The organism is Pedobacter rhizosphaerae, assembly GCF_900111155.1.
Taxonomy (GTDB): Bacteria; Bacteroidota; Bacteroidia; order Sphingobacteriales; family Sphingobacteriaceae; genus Pedobacter; species Pedobacter rhizosphaerae.
This window is the reverse complement of record NZ_FOGG01000023.1, coordinates 12,774-39,048: the sequence shown is the minus strand read 5'-3', so window position 1 is coordinate 39,048 and position 26,275 is coordinate 12,774. Positions and strand designations below refer to the sequence as shown.

Below are 26,275 nucleotides of genomic sequence, written 5' to 3'. Positions count from 1 at the left end.
CCTTAAATGAATATGAAGTGTAATTAATGGTAAAGGCTATTTTCAAGGTAGTTGCAGGGTCATCATTATTTACCGTAACCAGGATTTTGTGGAAAAGGTGCTTCCCGGTTGGCATCAATGATTCCCTGTGGAATGGGCCAGAGGTTATGAAAATCCATGATTTTATCTTTGATTGCGGCATTATAAAGTTTCACCCGGTCAACCAGTTTACCTGTACGGATTAGCGTGAACCTACGGGTTTCCTCTCCCACCAGTTCACGAATACGCTCATCCAGGAGAAAATCCATCGTCATCTGACTGGCATTGATTTGGGAAGCACCGGCACGTTTACGGACCTCATTTACTGCTTCGGCAGCTTTTGATGGATTACCTTGCCCCAGGTAGGCTTCTGCCAGTAATAAATACGTTTCCGCCAGGCGGAACTTCATACGATCTTTATAACTACCTGTTAGACTGAGGTTTTCGGCACGGCCGTAGAAAAATTTTGTGATGGCAGGAAACAAAGTTTTGGTAGAGAACCAGGTTTGTTCGGTGATGTTCGCCTTTTTCCCATATAAGGAAGTCTCTCCGGGATTGTTATAGTACCAGTTGCGTTTGATGTTATAGTTTGAATTGCGAATATCTGCAGTTTCAAAAATACCTGGTACGTTTCCTGTTGCATTGGTGCCAGTGGTACCTACCCACCATTTCATTGGTGTTAACTGTGCCAATCCACGCCCACCCAGCGTGTCTGCCAATACAAATCCGGTAATGGAAGAATAGTTTGGAATCCATGCCCTGCGTGTCCAATCGTCAGAATTGGTTCCACCACCTACTGTATTAAATTCAAACTGTAATACCCAAATGCTTTCTTTATTGGCATTTTTGGTTCTGTTCTGGTTATTTTCCACGAATAAATCACTAAATACATCGCCAGCCTTGTCTTTACTGGCTCCGAAACGGGTTTTCATCAGGCTATAATAACCGCTATTAATCACTGCAAGGGCGGCCTGCGCGGCAGGTTCATAATCCTTGTTGAGCAGATACATTTCACTTAGCAAGTGATAGGCAGCCCACTTGGTTAGCTTTCCATCTTTCACCTGATCTGGATTTGCCGGAAGATTTTCTGTTGCAAATTTCAGGTCGTCTATAATATGACCCAGTACTTCAGCTTTTGGTGTACGGGTAAAATTGAGTTTAAAATCGTATAAAATGGTTTCTACGTAGGGTACATCACCATAGAGGTATACCAGATACCGGTATGCATAGGCACGGAAGAAACGGGCATCAGCCTGAAAACGGGCTTTATCAGATGGGATATCCCAGTTGGTATTTTTTTCAGCATACACCAGCATAAGGTTAGCAGAGGAAATCAGGCTGTAAGCCCAGTTCCAGTAAGTTCCTACAAAACGATCTGAAGAGGCAAGTGTAAGATTGGCAAATGGCAATAACGATGCATCACTATTAATCACATCGGCGATATCTGTCCCCGCCTGTAAAGCTTCGTACGGACAGGCTCCGTTGTGAATGAAAGCACCACCTTCACCATAAGTATTATATTCAGAGCGGGTTAGCGCATATAACCCGGCACTTCCGACTTCAAATCCATAGGTACTGGTGTAAGTATTGGTAGGTGCCAGTTCTGATTTCAATTCTTCTACAAGAAACTTTTTACACCCACATACGGAGAGTAGCATCATGAGCGCCAGGCTGGTTTTTATAATAATTTTCATGTTGTGTAGTTGGTTAGAAGTTTACATTTAAGCCGAACATATAAGAGCGGGCTGTGGGGTAAGAGGCCATCCAGGTATTGTCATAATTGAGTACCTGCCTGATGTTGGAGAAGGTATCAAGGTTGTTAACACTTACGTTTAAATCAATTCCACTTACTCCAACTTTTTTAGCCAGTTGCGGTGTTACCCGGTAACCAAGTGTGATATTTTTCACCTGTACATAGTTAACTTTCTTGTAGTAACCGTGCCCGAGGCTATTGGTATAACCTGGAGAAACAATGGTTGCATCAGGATTTTCAGGTGTCCAGTAATTGGCTTGATGAACATAGTTGGTGATGCCAAATGTCCAGGCGCCTATATTAGCCATGTGATCGTCACGCCATACCCCAAATACTCCGGTAAGCAGGGCAGACATGTAGAAATTTTTATAGCTGAAACGGTTGCTAAATGAAGCCGTATACCTTGGCATTTTTGAACCGATTACTTTCCTGTCGGCAAGTTCTATTTTTCCGTTGCCATCCACATCCTCCAGTTTTGCAGCTCCGGCGCCTGCACCCAACTGAGGGGTATAGTTTTCTCCCTTTTGCCAGATTCCGATCATATTGTAATCATAGAAAACTCTCAGGGGCTTGCCAATGAACCAGTTGTTACCAATATCATCCAGGCCATCACCTCTAAGTTCTACAATCTTATCACGATCTAATGAGAAAACGGCTGTTGAATTCCATTTGAAGTTTTCCGAATTGATGTTAAGCGAATTGAGCGTAACCTCAAAGCCCTTGTTCTGGGTTTGGCCGATATTATCCCAGATCCGGCTGTAACCGTTCATGATAGGCACCGTACGGATCATTAATAAATCTTTAGTATTGGATAGATAGGCATCGATGGTTCCACTCAGGCGATTTTTAAACAACTGAAAATCAAGACCAACATTGGTTGTATAGGTCGTTTCCCATTTCAAGTTGGGGTTTCCGATACCGTCTCCTGCCAGATAAGCGGTATTAACTGCAGTACTTCCATCACCCCAGGTATATTTAACACTTGAATTCAGCCGATCTAAGGTCCTGTAAGCAGTAATCGCCTGATTACCGTTGGCTCCATAAGAAACCCTTAATTTTACCAGATCAATCCACTTTACATTATCTTTCACAAAATTTTCTTCACCAATATTCCATGCTAAAGCTGCTGAAGGGAAAAAAGCATATTTTCTATTTACCGCGAATACGGAAGCGCCATCTGTACGGCCAGTAAATGTAGCAAGGTATTTGCCTTTATAGGCGTAATTAAGGCGCCCCATGTAAGATAACATGGCTGTTTCTGAAATACCTGAAACATTGGTAATGTTACGGCTTGCGTTCCCCATGATAAAGTATCCCGTGTCATCGGTAACAAATCCTTCCCCATTCTGCGTGGTGCTTACGCTTCTGGTCTGGTTCATACTAAATAAACCAGTAGCATCGATACGGTGGTTGCCAAAAGTACGGTCGTATTTAAGGATATTCTCCCAGGTGTAATCGTTATACTGATTGCTGCTAACGCTTGCTTTTCCCCCCACTAAACCTGCCTGCTCCCTTCCATCGAAAGTATCGCGGCCGTAATAGGTTCCTGTAAATCCATTACGGTAGTTATACCCAAAGTTTGATCTTACAGTTAAGCCTTTCACCGGTAGTTTGATATCAGCATAACCGGTAAGGAAAAAACTGCGGTTAGTCCGATCCTGATCGGCATTAACATTACGCATCGGATTTACAATCAGCGAATACTCCATTGGCTCCGGAACATAATAACCTGCGGCATCTTTATACTTTCCGTATGGACTTTGTTTAATTGCGTGTTCGATATTTGGGGTAATGCCTCCATCATTTCTTTGCGCAAACTGCGTCCCAAGGCCCATAGTTAACCAATTATTAAAGGTCTGATCAATATTGGCTGTAACGTTTAGTCTGGAAAGTTTCGAATTATAAACTACTCCTTCCTGACTGAGGGAAGAGGCTGCAGCCATGTATTTGGTATTTTGTGTACCACCAGAAACACTTAACTGATGGTCCATGGTGATCCCCCTCTGAAAGATATAATCCTGCCAGTTGTTGGTGATTCCGTTTTTGTAATTTTCACGCTCAGTAACGCTTATGATGTTTCCGGCAATTGGATCAAGCTGTTCGCCGGTATAGCTCAGTCTTAACCGGCCGATATCCTGCTTAAACCTGATGTATTCGTTGGGTCCCATTACATCAATTCGCTGCATGGGTTCTGCAAAACCCAACTGGCCTTTATAGCCAACCTGCGCTTTACCCAACACCCCTCTTTTGGATTGAATAAGGATTACCCCGTTTGAGCCACGGGAACCATAGATAGCGACCGCTGAGGCATCCTTTAAAATGGTGAGGTTTTCGATGTTATTCGGGTCAAGGTCTACAAGCGAGCCGCTGTATGGAATTCCATCTAAAATTATTAATGGATTGTTGCTGGCGGATAGTGAATTTTCGCCACGGATGAGTAATGTCTGGTCCTGACCTGGTGCGGCATTACCTGTAGTGATATTAAAACCCGCTACCTGTCCAACCAAACGATCCATCAGATTTGGTGTAGAAACCATGTTAATCTGCTCTTTTCCTACCACCGCCAATCCACCGGTAAGGTCTTTTTTCTTGGCGGTACCATATCCCACTACGATCACCTCATCCAGTTGTTTATCTCCAGCCATTTTTACGTTAACTACACCTGTGGTGCTTACGCTCGCTTCCTGGTTACTAAAGCCTACATAAGAAAACACCAAAATGGCAGCGGGAGCAGCCTGCAAGGTATAATTTCCATCTTTATCAGTTGAAGTGCCTGTATTGCTATCTTTAACCCTAACGGAAACCCCAACAAGTACATCTCCTTTCTCATCGGTAACCTTACCGGTAACTTTTTTCAGGTCTTGTGCATAAGTAACGTTTATGAGTAACAACAGCACCAGCGTTATGATATGGCCCTTAAGCTTGATTTGTATTTTTTTAATCATTTAGAGTTATATATGGTTAGTATTTGAATTATTTATTTCCGGAGTGCTGTAAGAAACTTAACAGCAGGTTAATGAAGTTCAGGGGCCTGATGGCTTGCTGTTAAACTGAAAGCCTTTTGTATGGCTGGTTTTTAAAAGAGGAAATAGGACTGCATGAAAATTGTGTTTTACCGTAAATCGTATTGGCGATTTTTGGGGTATGCTGGTAACCCTCAGCTTAGTTTTTACCGAAACGTTAGCTAAGGTAAAATTAATGATCTCTCCTGTGCTCATCATATTTGGTTTTTATATCTGGTTAGCACAAAACTAGTTCTAAACCTTCGTGTGAAGGGTTCGTTTTTGTACGGAAATGGTTTAGTTTTGTACAATGGAGGCCAGAAAAGCATTCTTATTGTCCAATCGTATAACATACTGCTCCTGGTTAAGCCGCTGAGGAAAAATTATTCCTTCAGCAGCTCAAGTTTTATCTTCTTGTCTTTAACGGTTAGGTAATAGTCGCCTGCTTCGACGAACTTCTCCCCCTTGGCATTCACAAAGCCCAGATCTCTTTTGGGATCAATCTGGAAACTGAAGACTTTTGTTTCACCCTTCCTGATGAATTGTTTCTGGAAAAATTTCAATTCTTTTACCGGACGTGAAATGCTATTCACCGGGTCGAAAATGTACCAGTGAACGGTTTCCATCCCATCGCGATTTCCGGTATTCTTCACTGCAACCTCTACCGTTAAAGTTTCACTAACTTTAATGCTTGAGGAAGAGGCTTTCAATTCGGCGTATTCGAAGGTGGTGTAACTCAGTCCATGGCCAAAATCATACAAAGGCTTAATGGGAATGTCCTGGTACTTCCCCTGGTTTGGACGGGCACTTTGACGGTGATTGTAATAAATTGGAATCTGACCGCTGGAATAAGGAAAAGTCATTGCCAGCTTACCAGAAGGATTAATTTTGCCGGATAATACCGCAGCAATTGCCTTTCCTCCTGTTGTTCCCGGTTGCCACATACTTAGGATGGCATCGCACATGGGTTCTAACCTGCTTAAATCTAAAGGGCGACCACTGGAAATCAGCAAAATAATTGGCTTACCGCTTTTTTTCAATACTGCAAGTAACTCCTCCTGGATGACCGGCAGCGAAATAGAAGATCTGGATGCATTTTCGCCGCTCCAGTTGGCTTTCTCTCCCAAACAGATGACTACTGCATCTGCCTCCTGGGCCTGGCGGTTTGCTTCAACAAAACCTGATTGATCACTGCCATCAAAATCGCAGCCCTGCGCCTGGCTTACCTTAATTTTATTTCCAAATTCCTGTTTTATGTCGTCATAAATTGTACTGGCATCTTCGGCATTTCCGTGTGCCCTCCAGGACCCCAATAAATGCCATTTGCTATTAGACATCGGACCAATCACGGCAATCTTTTTAAAGCCCGCTAAGGGTAAGGCATTTTGTTCGTTCTTAAGCAATACGATCGATTCCTCTGCCAGGCGTGCTGCTATAGCCCGGCTTTTAGCCAATAAGAAACGTTCCTTTTCTGCAATTTCAGGGGTATAAGGTTTTTCAAAAAGGCCCAAACGAAATTTGATACGCAGCACTCTTTTTACAGCATCATCGAGAATCTGCTGCCCAACCTTACCCTCTTTTACCAATGCTGCGAGATGCTTGTCATAACTCTGATTCATCATATCCATCTCTACACCGGCAGTAAAGGCTTTCCAGGCAGCTTCTTTCTTATCTTCAACAACCCCTTGACTACGAAGCTGTTCTATAGCTCCCCAATCCGAAACGACAAAACCATCGTGCTTCCATCCCTCTTTTAATACTGTCCTCAGCAGGGAAGTATTTGCAGTGCCGGGCGTACCGCTGATATCATTGAAAGAACTCATCAAAGTTGCAGCTCCGGCTTTTACTCCTGCTTCATACGGCGGAAGATAAGTATCCCAAAGCGTCTGATCAGAAATTTCGGTATACACATAATCACGGCCAGCTTCAGAAGCTCCATAACCCACATAATGTTTCAGGCAGGCGGCTACTTTCACCGGACTCGACAGGTCCTTTCCCTGGTACCCCTTTACAGAAGCCACAGCAAATACACCATTCGTGTAGGGATCTTCCCCATATCCTTCCGCCACACGGCCCCAGCGCCCATCGCGGGCAACATCTATCATAGGAGAAAAAGTCCAGTCTACCCCCGACATTCTCGACTCCTGAGCGGCTACCGCAGTAGCCTGTTGTACCAAATCCGGGTTCCAGGAGCAGGCCTGTGCCAGCGATATCGGGTAAATGGTTTTGAAACCATGGATTACATCATAACCAAAGATGATGGGAATCCCTAAGCGGCTTTGCTCCATGGCTTTCCGCTGTACCCTGTTGCGCAGTTCCGGATTACTGCTAAAATAGATCAATGAACCAATTTCGGCCGGAATATCATTTATCGGATCGGCCATGTTATTGGCATTATCGTTCCTGCCTAAAGTGTACTGATTCAACTGCATCACCTTTTCCTCTAAAGTCATCTTCTCCAGCAGGTCATTTATCCGCAGCTCAATTGGCTGGCGGGCATCCTGATATAAAAATTTTGTTTTTTTCGTTTGCGCTGATAAAACATTGCTTATCAGTATCAAAGAAACTAAAAGGGTTATCTTTTTGGTCATTTGTTTAAATTTTAACGAAATACGGCTTGCTTACTGAGCTTCATGTTTTTCTGCTCCAGATTTTTTAATTCGAATACAACAATCTCATTTTGTCCGGCCTTAAGCGCTTCTGAAGGAATCTGAATGGATTGTTGCTTCTCCTCTTCCCAGTAAGCACCAACATAGGTTCCATTCACCCACACCTCTCCCATGCCCCAGCCAGAAATATCAAGGTAATATGCCGATGGCTGTGATAGGTTAACTTCAGCTTTAAAGAAACAGGGTAAGCTCGATGACTTTCTCTGCTCAAATATGAGTTTAGAAACCTCAAGGTTTTTAATTTTTATTGGCGTAATCATCCAATCCTCAATTTCATCCTTCCCCAGGGTGATACTTCCGAACAACCCTCTCGAATTATCTAAGATCTCAGGGCCATAGGTGATGCGGCCAATATTTTCTACATAAATCTGGAGTTTATGCTTGCCCGGTCCAGCCTTCAACGCAAGCTGTTTGTGTTGATCGGCAAGGGTTCCCTGTAATTTATCGTCTAGAAAAACTACTGCGTAATCGCGAACATTTTCTAAACTGAGCATAGGATTTTCCACTGATAGATTGATCTCTGCCAGGTATAAAGCATAGCCAGTTTCTACATTCAACTCATTCATAGGCAATAGGTTTGCTGATTCCTGAGATTTTAAATACCCCTGATCTACACTGGCCTGCTTATCAAACTGGATCTCTTGTGCAAAGCCCTTGCTGGAAAGAAATGCAAGAAACAGAATGATGTAAGTTATTTTTTTCATGGCTTATTCTCGAATTGCTTAACCATAAACGACTGAATAAACCGCTCATCTACTGTCACCTTAGGATTAAATTGATCGCCCTTCACATAAGTATCAATGCTTTTTAACAGCTGCCGGGTTGCCGGACGCTTATCCATATCTTTTTTAGTATCTACCGCCAATACCAGAAGCTTACCTTTCCCCACCAGGGCTTCGAAACCGATACCCAGTTTTTCGTTCTTGTCGTTGGCATCTATTACCTGAATAAAAGGCCGCAATGCCTGCTGTGCATCTTTCATTTCAATTACCTTGGCATTGTTTAAAATGTCCCACCATTGCCAGTCGGTATGGTTAGCGGTAATAAAATCTGCGAAAACCGGTTCTTCTTTATGGATGAGACAACCAATGGTCATTGGTGGCCAGGCAAACATGATGGGGTTCCAAAAGTGATTGTGAAAGATAGACTTGCGGCCCTGCACTTGTTCAGGAAATGGTGTTAAAACAACCTTTCCTCCTGCGGCAAGTTTTTGTTTCGCCTGATCATCAAAAACTGTCGTGTAAAGCACATCAGCAGTTGTGGTCAAAAGATTTTCGTTTCGGGGATAAACCCAGATGTTCCAATTGTTTTTAATGGTATCATTAACCACTACAGAGACAGTTAGCTTTTCTGCTTTTTTTATGTCTTTTAAGTCGAAGGTAAATTTGCCCATGGGAAAAACGCCATCAGTACCCAGTGTTTGGGTTTTCAAACCTCCCTGTTTGATCATTTTTCCAGATTCATCCTTAAGCAGCCATTTTATCTTTGCATTTTTTAACCCTGAAGGGCTAAAGTTATACAGTTCTGCATCTCCCTGAAAAACCTCGTCATTGAAATAAGCGCTTTTGGCATAACGCAATAAGGCGACAGTTGGCCCGCAGAATTCCCGCCACTTTTCAGGACTGATCAAGCCCTTCGAATCCCAAAAAGGATCTAAAATACCTACAGAAGCATACCCTTGTCCGGGGAAGTCATTAATAGACAAAAGCTGAAATCCCGCTGATTTCCCCGAGCGCAACAGCGCTTCTACTACCGCTTTATACTCAACCACGGTTAAGGCACCTGATGCCTTGAAAAAATCATTGGCCTGGTCCAGCATCCCGTTTTTTTCCAGCAATTCACGGAAAACCTCAAAATTTCTGGCTTCCACAGGACTATTGGCATATTTTTTTATTTCCTCGAAATTTGGATAAACTGCACGCTGTCCTGATTCATGAGAGATTACCGGAACGTCTACATCCGATTGCTGGCTCACATCCCAGTTAGTGTAAGGCAATCCTTCATAAACTTTAACAGGTCCTTTATTGGTTTGTTGAGATACGTAGAACTGATCTGATTTTACGCGTGTTCGGGCAGTGGAGCCGCAAAAAAGATGTCTGTTATCTCTCAACCGGCCCTTAGCCGTCAATTCTTCAATAAAATCGAAATTACCAGTAATCTCATTTCCATTACAATACAGCACAAATGAGGGATGGTTTCCATACTCCTTTAATATAGCAATCATCTCTCTCCTAAAGAAATTGTACCGGGCTTCATCTGGCTCAGCATCTCTACCCCACATGGGCATTTCTACCTGGAAATAAATGCCATATTTATCGGCCATTCTAAATGCTGCATCTGGCGGACACCAGGAGTGAAAGCGTAAATGATTCAATCCATATTTTTTCATCAGCTGCATAATCCGTTCCCACTCGTCCTCTTTTACCGGCGCATAACCTGTTTTGGGGAAAACGGCATTTTCTACGTTTCCACGCAAATGGACAGGTTTGTTATTGATCAAAACATGATTTTTCCCTTGCTTTACTTCGCGCATGCCAAATGTGGCCGTTTTTTCGTGCTCAAACCTGGCCCCTTCAACATCACTGCTTAGTTTGCAGCTGAGCGTATAAAGGTTGGGCTGAAACTCATCCCAAAGTTTAATTTGTTTACCGAGTGATATTTTACCTTCAAAATGGATCAGCGAGTCTTTACCGCTTACTTTCATCACCTTATCCAGCTTGTAATTCTTACCGGCAACGTTAAATTTAATACTGCCCGAAATGGGTTTACCTGTCGGGTTGGCCAGATCCATCTTCACATCAATGGATTGTTCACTAATATTTGGATAGACTTGTAAATCTTCAATGTAAACAGGATCAACTGCAATCATTTTCATTTCACCGAGGATCCCGTTCCAATTGATTTGGGTAAATTCTGTATGTGCATGGTCCCATTTATGCGTATTATACTGAAACCGGTTATCGATACAAACGGTTATGCGATGGGTTTTACCCGGCTTAAGAAAGGCAGTAAGGTTATGGTTATGCGGAACACTTACATAGTCGTTTTTACTCACCTCTTTGGTATCCACATAAATTGAACTTAACCAGCTGGTACGTTCAAAATAAATAAAGATTTGCTTCCCTTTCCATGCCTGGGGAATCTCGAAATCCCGCTGATACCAGGCTGGCCCGAGATACTCATATTTCCGCGTAAGCCTGTCGATATATTTATAAGGCACTTTGTAACCGATTTGATAATCATCCGTTATTCCAGGTAACTGTATCTCCCCCTGCAACTCATGATTATATCTGGGAGAAAGCGATCCCCGGCGAAAGTCCATCACATCGGTTTGAAAGCGCCATTTGCCAGTTAAATCTACCGTCTGCGTTTGAGAATTGGCAGTAAAGAAGCTTAAAAGGGTAAATGCAGTTAATAATAGTTTGTAATAGGTTTTTATAGTATTCATAGAAAGATATAGGGTATTTCAATGGAATTTGACTTGGAATCTATCCAACATCATTTTGCTGATTTGGGGTTACAATCTTTTCTTCAAGCGGCTGAGTGCTTCCAGATAATAATAGTCGGCATAGGTTAACGGTGCATCTATTTCCGATTTAAATGGAAATGCTCCTGTGCTGTGCATCAGGATAAAATTTCCGTTTTCGCCCAGCTTTGCCGTGTATTCATCAGAAGCGAGTGTCCGGATTTGCTTTTCTACTACCTCCATGTATTTCTTTTTGGTGTTGGCATTTACAAAATCACCCAGTTCGATTAGTGCTGAGGCCATAATGCAGGCAGCTGAAGCATCTCTAGGCGTACCAGCTTTCTGTGGAGCATTATAATCCCAATAAGGAATAAAATTCTCAGGCATTTGGGGATGATGGATTAGAAAGCTGGCAATGTGCTTGGCCTGCTCCAAATAGCGTTTTTCCCTGGTTTCCCGATACAGATAAGTGTAACCATACAGGCCCCAGGCCTGCCCCCGGCTCCATGCAGAATCATCAGCATAGCCCTGATGGGTTTGTTTTTTATGCGGAAGACCAGTTTGGCGATCATAAGAAACCACATGGTAGGAACTGAAATCAGGCCTAAAATGATGCTTCATGGTTTTATCGGCGTGCGAAAGTGCTGTTTTTTTCAGCTGCTCGCTCCCTGATTGCTTACTGGCCCACAACAGCAACTCCAGATTCATAATATTATCGATAATGACCGGATATTGCCAAATCGTTTTATTATGATCCCATGACCTGATGAGGCCCACCTTAGGGTCATAGCGGGTAGCCAGCGATTGTGCTCCGGTGAGTAAAACCTTCTGGTAAGATGCTTCTTTGGTTAAACGCAAACCATTGCCAAAACTGCAATACAACATAAAGCCTACATCGTGATTATCGGTAGTGTATTTTTCCCGCTCTACCCTATCGGTATACTGTTTGGCGAAGGTTAACAGCTCTGGGTTTTTGCTATTTTCATAAAGATACCAGAGGGAGCCAGGAAAAAATCCGCTACACCACCACCGTGAATCAGATACCGTGTTTTTTCCCCCTTCGAATGACCGGGGCAATACACCTGCTTCGTGTTCATATTTCCTGGCCATTAATAGACTTTGCTGTTCAGAAAAAGCCAGGGCCTTTTCAACTACTGTTTTCAATGGTTGCGCAGTTGCGAGGTTGCACCATAATAACCCCGTTAGCAACAGGGCTAAAAAATATCTTCTCATAATTTTATTTGATGTTTTTGTAATAGTCTGCTATGATATACCAGGCTTTTTTGCGAAATCCCTGATCAGAAACCAGTCCTTTTCTGTTCCAGCCTTCCTGATAAGTGGGGTGAAAGCGGAACGGGGATCGAAAATCGAACAATACCCAGGGCGAAATTCCATTGAGATTTGGAATATTTTTAAACATTTCCAGGTTGTCTTTATAAAGCTGGGCCTGATAATCTTCGCTCCATGAACTCGCCAGGTCAGCATCTCCGGATTTACCATGCAATGCCTCTGCACCAAATTCTGAAATAATTAAAGGCTTATCGCTGGCAACCTCCCAAATGGCCTTATTTGGAGTAACCGGCCAGGGATGGTACCAACCCATATATTTATTTATGGCTACCACATCTATTTCATTAATAAAAGGATCGTCCATAACAAAGCGTTGTTTGTTCCGATCAAACCGAACCAGATCGAATGCAGCAGTAATTAAACGGGTGCTATCGATATCCTTTGTGCATTTGATCAGGTATTTCAGGAATTCATTCCTGGCGGCAGAAGGTTGAGTTTCATTGGCCATACCCCAAAAAGAGAGGGCGCAGCGGTTTTTATCACGCATAACCATCTCCCTGATCATATTTCCGGCTTTCTTTTTGGTTTCCGGATTTTCAAAATCAATTCCTTGCCATATTGGAGTCTCCTCCCACAACAGAAAACCCATTCTTTCGGCTGCACGTACCGTATATTCATTTTGTGGGTAGTGCGCCAAACGAATCATATTGCATCCCAACGCCTTCGCTTCTGATAAAAGCATCATGGCATCTGCCTCAGAGAAGGCTCGTCCTTTACGCTGTGGAATCTCCTCATGAAAACTAATGGATTTTAGAAAGATAGGCTTGTCATTGAGGTAGATCTGCGTTCCTTTTACAGCCAGGTTTCTAAAGCCAATCCTTTCTTCTACCCTATCATTCGCGGTAGATATAAACACCTGATAAAGTTTCGGAGATGCCGGTGACCAGCGCTGTATTTTTTTTACATTGGTGATTGACAGCTTCGCAACCCCCTGTTGATCGGTAACCAGTTCTTGTTTGATATTCAATTCTGGGATTTCAAGGGTTACCGGTATGTTATTCTGGTTATCAACGAGTTTAACTTGCGCATTAATTTGATCACTGCGCTGTTTATCCAGCTGAATAAAGTAATCCTGAATGAATATTTTGGGGGTTGATACCAGCATCACATCACGGGTAATGCCTCCATAATTCCACCAATCGAAAGATTTCGCCGGAATGGCGTCCACAGATCGGGTATTGTTTACCTCCAGGGTTAAAAAATTGTCTGATTGCTTAACCAGATCTGTTACTTCAACCTGAAAGGGGGTAAAACCACCTTCATGCCCGGCAATTTCCTTTCCATTAAGATAAACCTTGCAACGATAACTTACCGCAGCGAAGTAAATAAACAAACGCCCATTATGTTGTTTCGGGGCATCAAAATGCTTGGCATACCAAACAGTCCCTTCATAATATTTCAGTTCGGGCAGTTGGCTGTTCCAGTCTGAAGGCACATTCAGTTTTAAGCCACCATCAAAAGCATATTCATAAAAATCTGTCTTTCCCGCAGGTTTTTTATTGAGATAGATTTTATTTTTCCTACCCTGATCATACTGGTCTATAATGGCTTCCCATTTCCCGTTGAGGGATTGTGTTTTTCTACCGTATACATTTACTAAAACTTCCTGTGCCCAAAGATTAGACAGTAAACAGCACATCAGTAGTAGCAAATTAAAAATGGCTTTGGTTAGTTTCATAAAATTATTGTGTTTACTTTTTAAAGATTTTCATAGCGAAACCACCGCCTTGCGCCATGTTAATGGATAATTTTCGATCGGCAGGAATAGCAACTCGTTCCTTTTTGTAGTCGGTAGCGATTCTATTGGCATTAATACCATCCTGAAAAATTTCTGCAACATAATCTCCGCTGCCCAGAAAGCTGAGGTCGAGATCAAGTTTACGCGCTTCCCAATTGGTTAAAGCGCCCAAATACCAGGTGCTGCCCTTTTTGCGGACAGTAGTGATATACTGTCCAATCTCACCATTAAGCACGATTGTGTTATCCCAAACTGTAGGTATAGCGCTGATAAAATCGGTACATTCCTGCTCCTTCGCATAATTATCAGGGCTATCACAGAGCATGTTTAAGGGCGATTCAAAAACTACATATTCTGCCAGCTGCCTGCAGCGCGTTCCCTGACTCATGGGTTCATCATTTATTCCCCGATGGCTGCGCTTAGTGGCATTACGCATGGCTCCCTGGGTATAATCAACAGGACCAGCTATCATCCTGATAAATGGCATGGTAACATCGTAGGTAACCATATCCATTTCAGACCCGGTCCATTTCATCTGCTCAAGACCATTTACCGCCTCATAGTTAATTACATTAGGAAAAGTTCGGTTTAGCCCAGTGGGTTTATAAGTACCATGAAAATCGACCAGCAGCTTATATTTAGCAGCCTTTTCTGCCGCCCGGTAGTGAAAATCAACCATATCCTGATCATCGCGATCCATGAAATCGATCTTAAAACCTTTAATCCCAAGCTGGGAATAATGCTTGCAAACCTTCTCTAAATCGCGTTCAAAGGCATAGTATCCAGCCCAGAGAATAATATCTACATTTTTGGTCTTCCCATAAGCAATAAGTTCTTTCAGGTTAATCTCTGGTACAACCTCAAATAAGCTCGCCTTGAGGTTTACCGCCCAACCCTCATCCAGAATAACGTATTCAATTCTATTTTTGGCCGCAAAGTCTATATAAGCCTTATAGGTTTCAGTATTAACACCCGAAACAAAGTCTACCTTACTCAGCCCCCAGTTATTCCACCATTCCCAGGCAACTTTCCCAGGTTTTATCCAGGAAACATCCTTTAACCGGCTGGACTCGGCTAACTTGTAAACCATATCATTATCAGCCAGGGCTTTATCGCTAGTAGTTACGATGGCAATACGCCAGGGAAATTTGGTTCCAGCCTTGCTTTTAGCGAGGTAAGGCTGGCGCGAGGTTACTATATGTTGCAGCTGGTTATGTCCACCTTGCGTTGTAGATTTTGGATAAGTGGCAAAGTTGGCCTCCAGGATAGTACCTCCAGTAGGATTAAAAAGATACATGCCTGGATAGCTTTGCAAATCAGCTTCTGCTAAACATACTTTCTTTCCACTTTCCAATTCTACTACCAGCGGTGAAAATGCAAGTTTGCCGCTGTTCATCTTACTCAAATGGCTATAGGCATAGGTATTTTCAAATGAATTGAAATACTGTCCTTCCAATGTTGTTTCCTTCGTCTTCACATAAGGGATGTAGGCTTTGTAATCTTTTGGGAAACCGAAAGCGGCCAGTTCTTCATTGACGATAAAATCCTTTTCACCCGTGGATACAAAACGGTAAGCCATTCCTTCATTGTAAAGTCGGAAAATCAGTTTAAAATCTTCCTTGAATTCCAGTGTCAATTCTGAATAGTCATCACTTATGCTGTTTCTTTTGTAAAAATGAGCGGGAATATCTTGTTTAACCGTAATGGTTTTGGCTTGTTTGAATTGAGATTTGATACCGAAGGTTTTCCCGTTGCCTAGTTTCATGGCTATCGCGCCAGAACTCAGGATCCTTTCACTATCGTGCGCTAGCTGAAAACGAATACTATCGGCGATAATCACATCCACCTGCAACCTCCTGTCGGGAGAATTAACGCTAACCCTCTTTTGGGCGGTTGCGGGAATGCTTAGGAACGTTAAAAGGAATAAGCGTAATATTTTTTGTTTCATTGGTTTATCTTAAAATGGTATAGCTGTACATCACGAAATCATTTTTAGCAGGTAATTCTACCTTTATGGAGCCTTTACGTCCTGTTGTCTGGATCATCGACTTTCCCTTACCGAGCAGGGGATTTAATTGTATTTTGACATTTTCGGAAAACCAGGTTTCCAGTGTGCCTATACCATCTGATGTATTTTCCCTGAAAACAATCAAGTAACCTCTATCTTTTTGAAGGGATTGAAATCCTGTCCAGGATCTGCCCGAAGGCTCCTCACCAACTGGTAAAATAACTCCCTGATGGAAATCGTGCTGAACCTTTTTGTATTTTGCAACGAGTCTTCCCAGTTTAAGAGCTTCTTCAGGTAGCCCTGTTCCTTCAAACCAAGCCAGTGGCTGAGCAGCCATTGTACTGGCAAATAAATACTCAAAAGCATATTTGGAAGGGGCGAAAGGATCATTACCATACTTGTCGGCATTTCTCCATTTATTTAAAAATTCGATCTGCAACTTCTCTGGTGGTACATATTTAGAGAGTTGCCATAAATTACGGAGTGTCCAGTAGGGATAATAGTTTTGCCAGTCGGTGTAACGGTTTTCAAGAAAAATGTTGCCGTATTCAGTAAAAAGATGGTACCCACCCCTACGCCCTGCAGTGGCATCGAGATTGAAAACGGCTTGGTTTTCTGTTTCGCTCAACACCTTATTAAACATTTTGCCCAAATTAATTTCCGATTGCTTGTTGGGAATGGAGAGCCCGTCAATTTTAAACGTCCTGATTCCATACATCTGGTAAAGTTTTACCATTGCCGAAGCGTCTTTCTCCCAGTCTGCATAGTCTTGCTGAATACTGGGATTAAACCATAAGCAAATTTCAATGCCCAGCGCTTTGCCCTTCTTTACGATTGGATCGAGTCCATTGGGATATTTTGCAGTATCAGGCTTCCAATAATTGGAATTGTCCCAAATGTTTTTAAAAGATCCTTTGGCTAAGGCAGAATTTGGACTTTTTCCCTGCTGCCATCCATCATCGATTTGAAAATGTGTTATGCCCAGCTTTGCTGCAGCTTCCAATTCTAAAAGGCTAAACCGTTCATTAACTTTAGCATCCTGGCTCCTATCGCCCCAGGTATTCATCATTACCATTTCGTCTCGCTGTGGCTCATTTTTACGGATGGTTTTCTGATAACTGCGTAAGGCTTGCAGCTGCTCTAGCTCCTGTCCGCTATAAACACCCAACACAACCGTGTAGGCTTTGCGCCAGTCATCTGTACGGATATCCCTGGCACTTAGCCCCAATCCATTTACTGCAAAATGTCCAAATTCAGTTGTAAAGTCCTCACCGCCATAGGCGAGCTGCACATTGGAACTTGGCGCTTCCTTCAAGAAAAAAATGCCAGCCTCTTTTTCCTGATTGTGTGCAAAAAGCAGGTTGCCTCTGTGCGTTCTTTTTCGATAGGGAATAAACTTATACTCCTGCACAAGATTATTGTTCCAATCGGTTACATCAAAAAATTCAACGGCCTTGCCCTGCCAATGGTAACCATCCAGCTTTATTTGATCTAAAACTGCGGCCGAACCATTAATCAGCATGTCCTCAACAAATTCAATGTTTTTTTGATCAGCAGCATTGGCCGATTGCGCTCCCCTTACCCCATCCATCTTTCCTTTTAGATAGGTTTCACAAGCGATTGAGGGACTTTGAGCGGTAAGCCTATAGATTCGCTTTATATCAAGGCCACCTATAGAAAAAGAAACGATGGTTTCCTGAGCAGCGAATTTAACTGCATCAGCCTTCCTTGAAAAAAGTAGATAGTTTGCATTTCGAGCTCCATCATCTGCCGGAACAGAAAAATCGGGTTTCTTGTTCCGGTTAAACCAAACCCTCTTTCCTTTTTTATCACTGAGGCTGTAGGTAATGATATTTCCCTTGTTCCAAATAAACTTACGCTCTATATATTGATTGCCAATGGTAAGGGTATCTTTATCCAAACGGCTGTAACATTCATCCTGCGCAAGGCAAGACATACTAATAAGAATAAAGGTAAGAATCAGTAAAAAAGGTTGAATGGTTAATGGCCAATCTTTGTAAATCTTCTTATGGATTTGCATTGATCTAAGCTTTATTGGAGCATTTCCAAAAGTTTGTGGAAATCTCAGCCTATCCGTCTCATAATAATTTGTAGCTGTCATATTTGGTGATTCCAAAACTAGCTACAAGTGCCTACAGGAAGGGTTCGGTTTTGTACGGAAATGGTTCAGTTTTGTACAAAATCAGTAATTATTTGAAGTTTTGAGAGCCGATATCGCAGATTAGCAGCCAAGAGAAGATTTTTGTTGCATAAATGCCTCTAGATGAAAAACAACTATCTCATTTATGAAAAGCCATTTTATCAAAACTCTTCCAGCAAACCTTTGTCTGTATAGCGATCTAAAATATCCTCTTTGTTCTTCTCCAAAAAGGCCAAACCAATAAATTAGCCAATAAAAAAGAAAAATCAGAAATTGAATATCTTCCTGTGATCGACATCCTTCAGTTTCGAAAAACAGACCTGCAAACCAGGTCAGAGCGCCTGTCAAAAGCTAAAAAATCAGTTTAAAATAAGGTAATGACGTCCGGATACTGGTTTGTCTGCGTAGATAATTGCTGTATGTTCGCTTCTTTATTCAATTTGTAAGTAATTAAAACAACATCAATATTTATAATTCAACTGCTTTCAACACCGTTTGGAAGATAAACCACAACATCCTTCATTTATTTCGCCTTTCTTTTGGCAAAAACGATCTTCACTAAAATACTTATAACTAATTAAATACAATAATTCAAATCAAAATCCTGCACAGAATGGCAAGAATTTTTTTATTTATTTTTTGATTTAAATTATAAATATCTATATCTGCAACCCCCAACGGAAACATAGCATATGTTTTTAGTTAAGGAGAAGTAGCTAAGTTGGTAGAGCACGACCTTGCCAAGGTCGGGGTCTCGATTTCGAATCTCGTCTTTCGCTACAAAAGCATTCTTAAACGGAGGTTTTTAAATTTAAAAGGTTAATCAACTGCTCGGGTGGTGGAACTGGTAGACACGCAGGACTCAAAATACTGTGACCCTAAAAGTCGTGCGGGTTCGATTTCCACCCCGATAGTACGAATGGGAATTACCCCCATTTCCGAACAGGGTTGTTCCAAAAAGAGCAATCCTTTCTCTTTGAATTTAAACACGTTATTCGCAAAAACTGGATTTATTGAAGATGTTCGACATTCCCCTCGGAATAGATCAGTAGCGAATGCAATAGTAAACATTTAAGCCGTAATTTTAATTATAGCGGTAATTTTGATTAAAAATTACCGCTATAATTTTAGGGTATCTGAGCGTTTACGGTTTTTTGGGAACCCTTGCTCCGTCTTTTTTAGCTTCAGAAAGTCCGATAGCGATTGCCTGTTTTTTGGAAGTTACTTTTTTGCCTGTTCCGGTTTTCAGCGTTCCTTCTTTTCTTTCATGCATGGCTTGTTCGACTTTTTCGCCAGCTTTTTCTGAATACTTTGCCATAATGTTATTGTTTTAAAATTTTAAATGGTGATGCGACCGCCGGTTACCGGAATGGTTGCCCCTGCGATGTAGCTGGCCTGATCTGATGCCAGAAATACGTAAGCCGGGGCAACCTCAGCGGGCTGCCCTGCCCTTCCCATTGGCGTATCTTTTCCAAATTCCTCATGTTTGGGGATAGTTGATGGGATGAGCGGTGTCCAGATCGGGCCTGGTGCCACCGCATTTACCCTGATTCCCTTGCCATCCATCAGCAAAATTTGGCTTAGGTTGGCAGAAAAATTTTGGATGGCACCTTTCGTTGCGGCGTATGGCAGGAGCTGTTCGTTGGGTGAATAGGCATTGACCGAGGTAGTATTGATGATGCTGCTTCCCGGTTTTAAATGCGGTTCAGCTGCTTTACAAAGGTAAAACATCGCAGTGATATTGGTCTGAAAGGTACGGTCCCATTCCTCGGAAGAAATTTCCTGGATGTTGTTTCTCGCCATTTGAAAAGCTGCATTGTTCACCAGGATATCCAGACCTCCCAATTCGCGGATGGCCGTATCGATAATTTCGCGGCAGTGGGCTTCTTGACGGATATCGCCCTTAATCAGGATAGCTTTAACTCCGGCCTCTTCTACGTAGCCAGCAGTAAGTTTTGCATCCTGGTCTTCTGAATCATCAAGGTAGCTGATCACTACGTCGGCTCCTTCCCTGGCGAAGGCAATGGCTACTGCCCGGCCGATACCCGAATCTCCCCCGGTGATGATGGCTTTTTTGCCTGTTAGTTTACCGCTTCCTTGGTAGGATTTCTCGCCATGGTCTGCTTTGGGTACCAGTTCACCTTCAGTACCGGGTGGCTGCTGATTCTGTTTGGGGAAAGGTGGCTTTGGGTACTTTTCTGCAGGATTCCCCACTGTGTTTTTTTCGTTTCTCATGAGTTTGATGTTATGGATAGGTATTTATAATCTTTAAACCGAACAAAAAGCCCCTTAGTTTTAAAAATGGAGATATTAATAATCTTATAATAAGGACAGCTTTAAAACAAATGGATAACATTTTGGGTTCTAACGGTCATGGAAGCATTTAACATCGAAATTATGCATGGCGGGGAAGCCATCAACTTGACCATTATTCCAAAAGAGGATTATTTTAAAATAGCCTTTGCAGAAGGAATTCTCGGGGCCATAAAAAAAGAAGGAGCAGATTGGTTTTTGATGGAGCCGGAAAACATTGAGCCTGGCGAAGTATCCGCTTGCGATAAGCTTAGCCCGGAAGGTAAGCATATTGTGCTAGGCGCAGCAGAGATAAACCAGATAGCAGGTGAGATCGAAAACCAGTTAAAATAAAAATAACAGGTGACCGCTGTGATCACCTGTTATAGTCAATTTAGCTGATTGCTGACCGTCCTTATGGCTTCAGCACCACCTTTACACAGTCTTCCTGCTTTTCATCAAAGATTTTGTAGGCGTGTGCAGCATCTTCCAACGGCAATGTATGGGTAATAATATCATCTAACACCACCTTTCCTTCGCTGACCAGAGCAATAAGCTTATCTATATAGTTCAGTACAGGGGCCTGTCCCTGTTTAATTGTAATGCCTTTATCAAACATCCGGAACAGTGGAAAGTTATCGTAGGGAGAGCCATATACGCCCATTATGGAAACTGTTCCCATCCTTCTCACCGATTCAAAACACATTTCCAGCACTTTCATAGAACCTTTTTCAAAATGGATGGTGGCTTTTAGCTTATCGATCAAACTGCGTTCGGGCTCGAAACCAACGGCATCCACACATACATCAGCACCACGGCCACCGGTCATTTCCCTGATTGCCTCTACCACATCAACCTTGTGGGGATTGAGGGTTTCCACATTATTTGCTGTGCGTGCCCTTTCCAAACGGTAATCTAGAGGATCGATCGCAATTACCCTGGCAGCTCCGTTAATCCAGGCAGCTTTCTGGGCCATCAATCCAACCGGACCAGAGCCAAAAATCGCCACAGTCTCTCCGCCTTTCAACTGTGCCCAATCAATCGCTGACCATCCTGTGGGAAAGATATCAGTTAGGAACAGCGCCTGCTCATCGCTCAGGTGTTCGGGTACAACCCTGGGGCTTATGTCTGCATAAGGCACCCGTACGTATTGGGCCTGCCCCCCCGAATAGCCGCCATAAAGATCAGTATATCCGAAAAGCGCACCGCCTTTTTGATCAGCGACATTTCCAGCCGGACCGTAGTTTTTATAATTGGAATCCTCACACGCAGGTGAGGCTTCATGGGTGCAGAAAAAACATTTTCCACAGGATATTGGAAAAGGAACCACTACGCGGTCGCCCACTTTCAAATTAGTGATTGCCGACCCCACTTCTTCCACAATGCCCATAAATTCATGGCCCATCACCATGGGATCCTTCTGCGGAACTGCTCCGCTTAGGATATGCAGATCGCTTCCACAGATGGCCGTTGAGGTAACTTTAAGAATGATGTCCCTGGGATCCAGAATTTTTGGATCAGGTACGGTGTCTACCCGGATATCACCGGGCTTATGGAATACTGCTGCTTTCATAATGGTTGCTTTTATCGGGCCGTGGCCCAGTTTGATTGTAGTTTTTAAATCTTCCGTGGTTAAGGGGCAGTCTTAACTGTCCGCATCGGTACCAGGGGGAACATCGCTCTTTTTGGGATCTTGATTTGCGTCTTCTGGCTTTGCAAAATCGCCGTTTTCATCATAGGCTTTATCGGCATCGCTGCCCTTGATCTCTTCGTTGGGTACCAGGCCTGTCTTACCGTTATCTTCTTTTTCCTTACTGTTTTCCATGGTGCTTAGTTTTACGTTTATTTCCCGCAGAATACAGGAAGTGTATTAGTGCAACATTAATTTTTGACGATTGTTCCCTAATTCTCATTAATTTTTCTAATCGGTTTTCAAGTGAGTGCATTAGGTAAACCTGTTCTATTCTGACGTACATTCCAATGATGGAACAACCTTTAACACCCGCATACAAAACTTTAGCCGGAAAAGAATGTTGTCGCTGTAAACTAAAGCCATGAAAAACACAATTAATTATACCGCAATGCTTTCAGTACTGTTTCTTACTGCCTGTGGCAATCCTGATAAGGAAAAAACTGACCAAAATGGCGACAGCCTTTCCCGCGATACAGCCCTCGTCATGGATAGCGCGGGGAGTTCGGAAAAACCCGATACTGCTGATCTGGGATTTTTCAAACATGCAGCCATAGGTGGAATGACCGAGATTGAGGCTGGCTCGCGGATGCTGATTGTTTCAACCGATGCGGGTATCAAAAGGTTTGCACAGATGATGGTCACCGATCATACCAGGGCTGGCGCTGAGCTCAGGGCACTCGCCGAAAAAAAAGGCGTAAAGCTACCAGCGGTACTGCCTGAAAGTAATATTGCCCTCATCAAAAATATCGATAAATATAAAAGTGATGGTCAAAATGAATATTATGCCCACATGATGGTGGGGGATCACCGCAAAACCATTGACCTTTTCAATAAAGCTGCAGCCTCTAAAGACAGGGATATCTCAGATTTCGCCAGGTTGACCCTTCCAACATTGGAACATCATTACAACATGGCCAAAGCACTCGAAGAAAAGGTATCAGCACATAAAAAGAACCAGGGAGATGACCCGCTTAAACTCAGCGATCAAACGGAGATGAAACATCTATAAGATCAACTAGTAACAGATAATAATAGGACTTGATTCCGATAATATCCCCGCTGCATGCGGGGATCTCTTGTAAAACAATTGTAAATCAGCAGTTGGTGCCCAGGGCCGGGGAACTTGAGGAAGGGATGAGGATCAAAATACCCTTTGGCCAGTCCTGCTATAAACTTACATACTATTCAAGGTCCGACTCATGGAAAACTAAGCCACATACCCGTTTGCACATCCGCAGGTGACCTGACTGATTGCTATAGCGGGGATCCGCTCCCGGCTGTCAGGCTTTCCGGGGGAACCGGCAATAAAGATTCTACGCAAGCAAAATCGGTATTGATCCGCAACAGGTGTCAGATAATCCCGCAACAGGCGTGCGCAGACCGGCTATAAGGACAGCAGACGGGAAGGAAAATCGCACATTGTAATCACACACACCTTTCCAAGCAAACATCTATCCTGCCCATCAAAAAACTCCCCCCATCCTTTACATTTCGTATAAAACCTTTCCCATTTTCCGATCAAACCCATCCCCCCTATACCTTCCACCAACCTTTTCACTTAAATTAGTATACCCATATTAAAACTATCAGCAGGAACTTACCATAAAACTTAACCACTACATAAGCGGGCCGGATAAAGCCCTAGATCAACAACATTCAGATATACCCTATCAGATAGCCAATATACACCTGATGATTAATAAGCGACTGATCAGACTTAGATGGACACGCAGGAAAGACCTAACATGTAATTCAAGCCAGGCCAATATTAAAACTTCAGGTGACGGTAGGACCGCTATAAGAAGACAAAGCAGGCTAAAGACCTATTCCCTAATTAATAACCCTACCGTTATTGGCCATCTGAGAGCACTTTAACTAAGCCAGCTATTCCTCCAGGACCACTTATCTCACATCCCCCAAATGCCACATTTCACTGATAAAAAAATACCGATACAATGGAATAGCCATAGTAAACCGACAAAATCCAATGAAAAATACAGCAAAATTCTATATCGGCATAGACATCTCCAAAGATCAGCTGGACTATGCCATACTTAAAGGCAAAACCAGGATGGTCCAGGGAAAAATGAGCAACACCATCGAAAGCATTACTGCCTTTACCCAGCAACTCTACCTAACCCATGGGATTAAAATAAAAGACTGCATCTTTGGGCTGGAACATACCGGCATGTACGGCAACCTTTTGCTCAAAGCGTTAAACCGGGCCAAAGCCACCATCGTTTATGAAAACGCCACCACCATCAGGTCATCCCTTGGGAACCTCAGGGGAAAGACCGACCCTGTAGATGCGGACAGGATCGCAAGATACCTCTACAAATGCAGGGAAGAGCTCAAAACCTGGCAGCCCAAGCGGGATATCATCAGCGAGATGGCAGCCCTGTCCTCATTGAGGGAAAAACTCTGCAGCATCAAAAACAGGTTATCCGTTCCCCTGAAAGAGTTTAAAAAATTCAGTGATAGCAAAACTTATGATGAGCTAAAGCATCATTGCCATAGCAGCCTGGCCTCCTTAAAGGCAAACCTGGTTGAGCTCGACCGCTCCATCAGGGAGATCTGGCAATCCGACCCCATGCTGAAGTCTAAAATGGAACTCATGATGTCCGTCCCCGCCATCGGCCCCCAAACCGCCCTTCAGATCCTGATCAAAACCAATGAATTCCTGGACATAAATGATCCCAGGAAATTTGCCTGCTTCTGCGGGGTCGCGCCCTTCCCCTACCAATCGGGAAGCAGCGTGATCAGAAAGAGCAGGATATCGAAAATGGGCGACCGGAAAATGAAATCACTGCTACACATATGCGCCATGGGCTCACTCAAATCCCCCACCGAATTCAGGGAGTATTTCGAGCGAAAAACCGCGGAAGGCAAACACGGCATGCTCATCATCAACGCCATCCGGTTCAAAATCATCCTGAGGGTTTTCGCCTGCATCAGGGACAACCGGGTTTATCAAAAATATTATCTACCTACCAGAAACGAATAATATCACTGTTTAAATAGAAATTTTATCCTCCCGGTCCATAAAGTTAGTCTTCTTTGAAGAAGAAAAATCCTAAACCAATAAGTGTCTTTTTGTTCATGTCTGGCTGGTGGCTGGATTTTTACAGGAGAGGGGAAAGTAATTTCCTTTACAATTGGCAAATATTGAAAGTTGCGGGAATTCAGGTCATTGGAAGATATATTTTTTTATTTTCCTTACCTCTGAAGACTGTTTGTTTACAAATCGCCCAAAGCATGCATTATCGCTTCAATTTAACATTAACCCTGATAACTAAAGTTTCAAAATATTCCCTTATAATAATTACGCAGTGATGTTTCCACCGTTCCCTTCTTAACCAACCAAGGCAACAAAAACTACAAAAAAAACCTACCCATAACGACAAAAACATTCCTTGTAAGAATATACCTAAACCACTCAAACAATTTTTTTGTTAATGTCATACACCTTAAACAAAAACCCATGGAAAACAGAGAACTTGTTAGAATGCTCGAAAAGCAATCTCCTCAGCTGCGCGCACATGCACTGAAATTTACCGGAGATATCGATGATGCCAATGACCTGGTACAAGACACCTTAATCAAGGCACTAAGGTTTCAGGATTCCTTTGAGGAAGGTTCCAACCTGAAAGGCTGGCTTTTTGTGATCCTTAAAAACACCTTTATCAACAGCTACAAAAAAAGCAGGCAAAAACGAGACCTGATCAAACCCGAGGACGAATTATCCCCTGGGGAACTTATCCCGAGTTCGATTGGAAACAAGGCCTTAAACTCCTTTTTGATGGCAGATATCCAAACAGCTTTAGCCAAAGTCCCCGAATCTTACCGCATTCCATTTGTAAGATATTTTGAGGGATACAAATACCATGAAATAGCTGAAGAACTGGGCATTCCATTAGGAACGGTTAAAACCCACATCCATCAGGCCAGGCTCATGTTGAAAAAACAGCTAAAAGCTTACAACCTGGACAGGCAAAAAAACATCAATTAATAAACAGTATCAATCGGCGGCAACATTGGGAGCTGCCGATTAGCTGCAATCATTCCTTTGCTGAGCCTGTGAAAAGTTCAGCAAAAAGTTTAACGGAAACTGCTTATTAAAAAGCG

At 42.9% G+C, this 26,275-nt stretch carries 17 protein-coding genes; 4 read left to right on the top strand and 13 right to left on the bottom strand.

Annotated elements, in window-relative coordinates:
* Positions 1-65 precede the first annotated feature (65 nt).
* From BMX11_RS16915 to BMX11_RS16850, 11 genes are all read right to left on the bottom strand, one after another.
* Positions 66-1,712, bottom strand: a complete 1,647-nt coding sequence (locus BMX11_RS16915) for a RagB/SusD family nutrient uptake outer membrane protein (RefSeq protein WP_090886398.1) — start codon at positions 1,710-1,712, stop codon at positions 66-68.
* Between the two features lie 13 nt (positions 1,713-1,725).
* Positions 1,726-4,716, bottom strand: a complete 2,991-nt coding sequence (locus BMX11_RS16910) for a SusC/RagA family TonB-linked outer membrane protein (protein ID WP_090886396.1) — start codon at positions 4,714-4,716, stop codon at positions 1,726-1,728.
* 440 nt (positions 4,717-5,156) lie between these two features.
* Entirely contained in the window at positions 5,157-7,364 is a 2,208-nt protein-coding gene (locus BMX11_RS16900; protein WP_090886392.1) for a glycoside hydrolase family 3 N-terminal domain-containing protein, read from the bottom strand.
* An 11-nt stretch (positions 7,365-7,375) separates the two neighbouring features.
* Positions 7,376-8,146: a hypothetical protein gene (locus BMX11_RS16895; protein WP_090886390.1), complete on the bottom strand. Its 771-nt coding sequence runs from the start codon at positions 8,144-8,146 to the stop codon at positions 7,376-7,378.
* Positions 8,143-10,890 (bottom strand): sugar-binding domain-containing protein, encoded by a 2,748-nt coding sequence (locus tag BMX11_RS16890; protein WP_090886389.1) that lies wholly within the window; start codon positions 10,888-10,890, stop codon positions 8,143-8,145. The genes BMX11_RS16895 and BMX11_RS16890 overlap by 4 nt, the downstream gene beginning before the upstream one ends.
* Before the next feature lie 69 nt (positions 10,891-10,959).
* Entirely contained in the window at positions 10,960-12,141 is a 1,182-nt protein-coding gene (locus tag BMX11_RS16885) for a glycoside hydrolase family 88 protein (RefSeq protein ID WP_090886387.1), read from the bottom strand.
* 4 nt (positions 12,142-12,145) lie between these two features.
* Positions 12,146-13,936 carry a glycoside hydrolase family 2 protein gene (locus tag BMX11_RS16880; protein ID WP_090886385.1) on the bottom strand — a complete coding sequence of 597 codons (1,791 nt, stop codon included), beginning with the start codon at positions 13,934-13,936 and terminating at the stop codon, positions 12,146-12,148.
* 13 nt (positions 13,937-13,949) lie between these two features.
* The gene (locus BMX11_RS16875; RefSeq protein ID WP_090886383.1) at positions 13,950-15,944 is read right to left on the bottom strand and encodes a glycoside hydrolase family 97 protein; all 1,995 of its coding nucleotides are present in this window, start codon (positions 15,942-15,944) and stop codon (positions 13,950-13,952) included.
* Positions 15,945-15,948: 4 nt separating this feature from the next.
* Entirely contained in the window at positions 15,949-18,045 is a 2,097-nt protein-coding gene (locus BMX11_RS16870; RefSeq protein ID WP_217643856.1) for an alpha-galactosidase, read from the bottom strand.
* 1,264 nt (positions 18,046-19,309) lie between these two features.
* A complete protein-coding gene (locus BMX11_RS24365; RefSeq protein ID WP_175474599.1) occupies positions 19,310-19,483 on the bottom strand; it encodes a DUF6496 domain-containing protein in 174 nt (57 codons plus the stop codon).
* Positions 19,484-19,503: 20 nt separating this feature from the next.
* The gene (locus BMX11_RS16850; protein ID WP_090886379.1) at positions 19,504-20,400 is read right to left on the bottom strand and encodes an SDR family oxidoreductase; all 897 of its coding nucleotides are present in this window, start codon (positions 20,398-20,400) and stop codon (positions 19,504-19,506) included.
* Between the two features lie 138 nt (positions 20,401-20,538).
* On the opposite strand from BMX11_RS16850, the gene BMX11_RS16845 reads away from it, so the two are divergent.
* Positions 20,539-20,811, top strand: a complete 273-nt coding sequence (locus tag BMX11_RS16845) for a hypothetical protein (protein WP_090886377.1) — start codon at positions 20,539-20,541, stop codon at positions 20,809-20,811.
* 61 nt (positions 20,812-20,872) lie between these two features.
* Here BMX11_RS16845 and BMX11_RS16840 read toward each other — a convergent pair whose 3' ends face one another.
* Positions 20,873-22,030 carry a zinc-dependent alcohol dehydrogenase gene (locus BMX11_RS16840; RefSeq protein WP_090886375.1) on the bottom strand — a complete coding sequence of 386 codons (1,158 nt, stop codon included), beginning with the start codon at positions 22,028-22,030 and terminating at the stop codon, positions 20,873-20,875.
* A gap of 72 nt (positions 22,031-22,102) precedes the next feature.
* The gene (locus tag BMX11_RS16835) at positions 22,103-22,282 is read right to left on the bottom strand and encodes a hypothetical protein (protein ID WP_090886373.1); all 180 of its coding nucleotides are present in this window, start codon (positions 22,280-22,282) and stop codon (positions 22,103-22,105) included.
* Between the two features lie 229 nt (positions 22,283-22,511).
* Here BMX11_RS16835 and BMX11_RS16830 point away from each other — a divergent pair, with 229 nt between their 5' ends.
* The 3 genes from BMX11_RS16830 (at position 22,512) to BMX11_RS16820 (ending at position 26,159) form a co-directional block, all read left to right on the top strand.
* Positions 22,512-23,159, top strand: coding sequence for a DUF4142 domain-containing protein (locus BMX11_RS16830; protein WP_090886371.1), 648 nt, complete (start codon positions 22,512-22,514; stop codon positions 23,157-23,159).
* 978 nt (positions 23,160-24,137) lie between these two features.
* The gene (locus BMX11_RS16825; protein WP_090886369.1) at positions 24,138-25,154 is read left to right on the top strand and encodes an IS110 family RNA-guided transposase; all 1,017 of its coding nucleotides are present in this window, start codon (positions 24,138-24,140) and stop codon (positions 25,152-25,154) included.
* A 477-nt stretch (positions 25,155-25,631) separates the two neighbouring features.
* Positions 25,632-26,159, top strand: a complete 528-nt coding sequence (locus tag BMX11_RS16820) for an RNA polymerase sigma factor (RefSeq protein ID WP_090886367.1) — start codon at positions 25,632-25,634, stop codon at positions 26,157-26,159.
* Positions 26,160-26,275 lie beyond the last annotated feature (116 nt).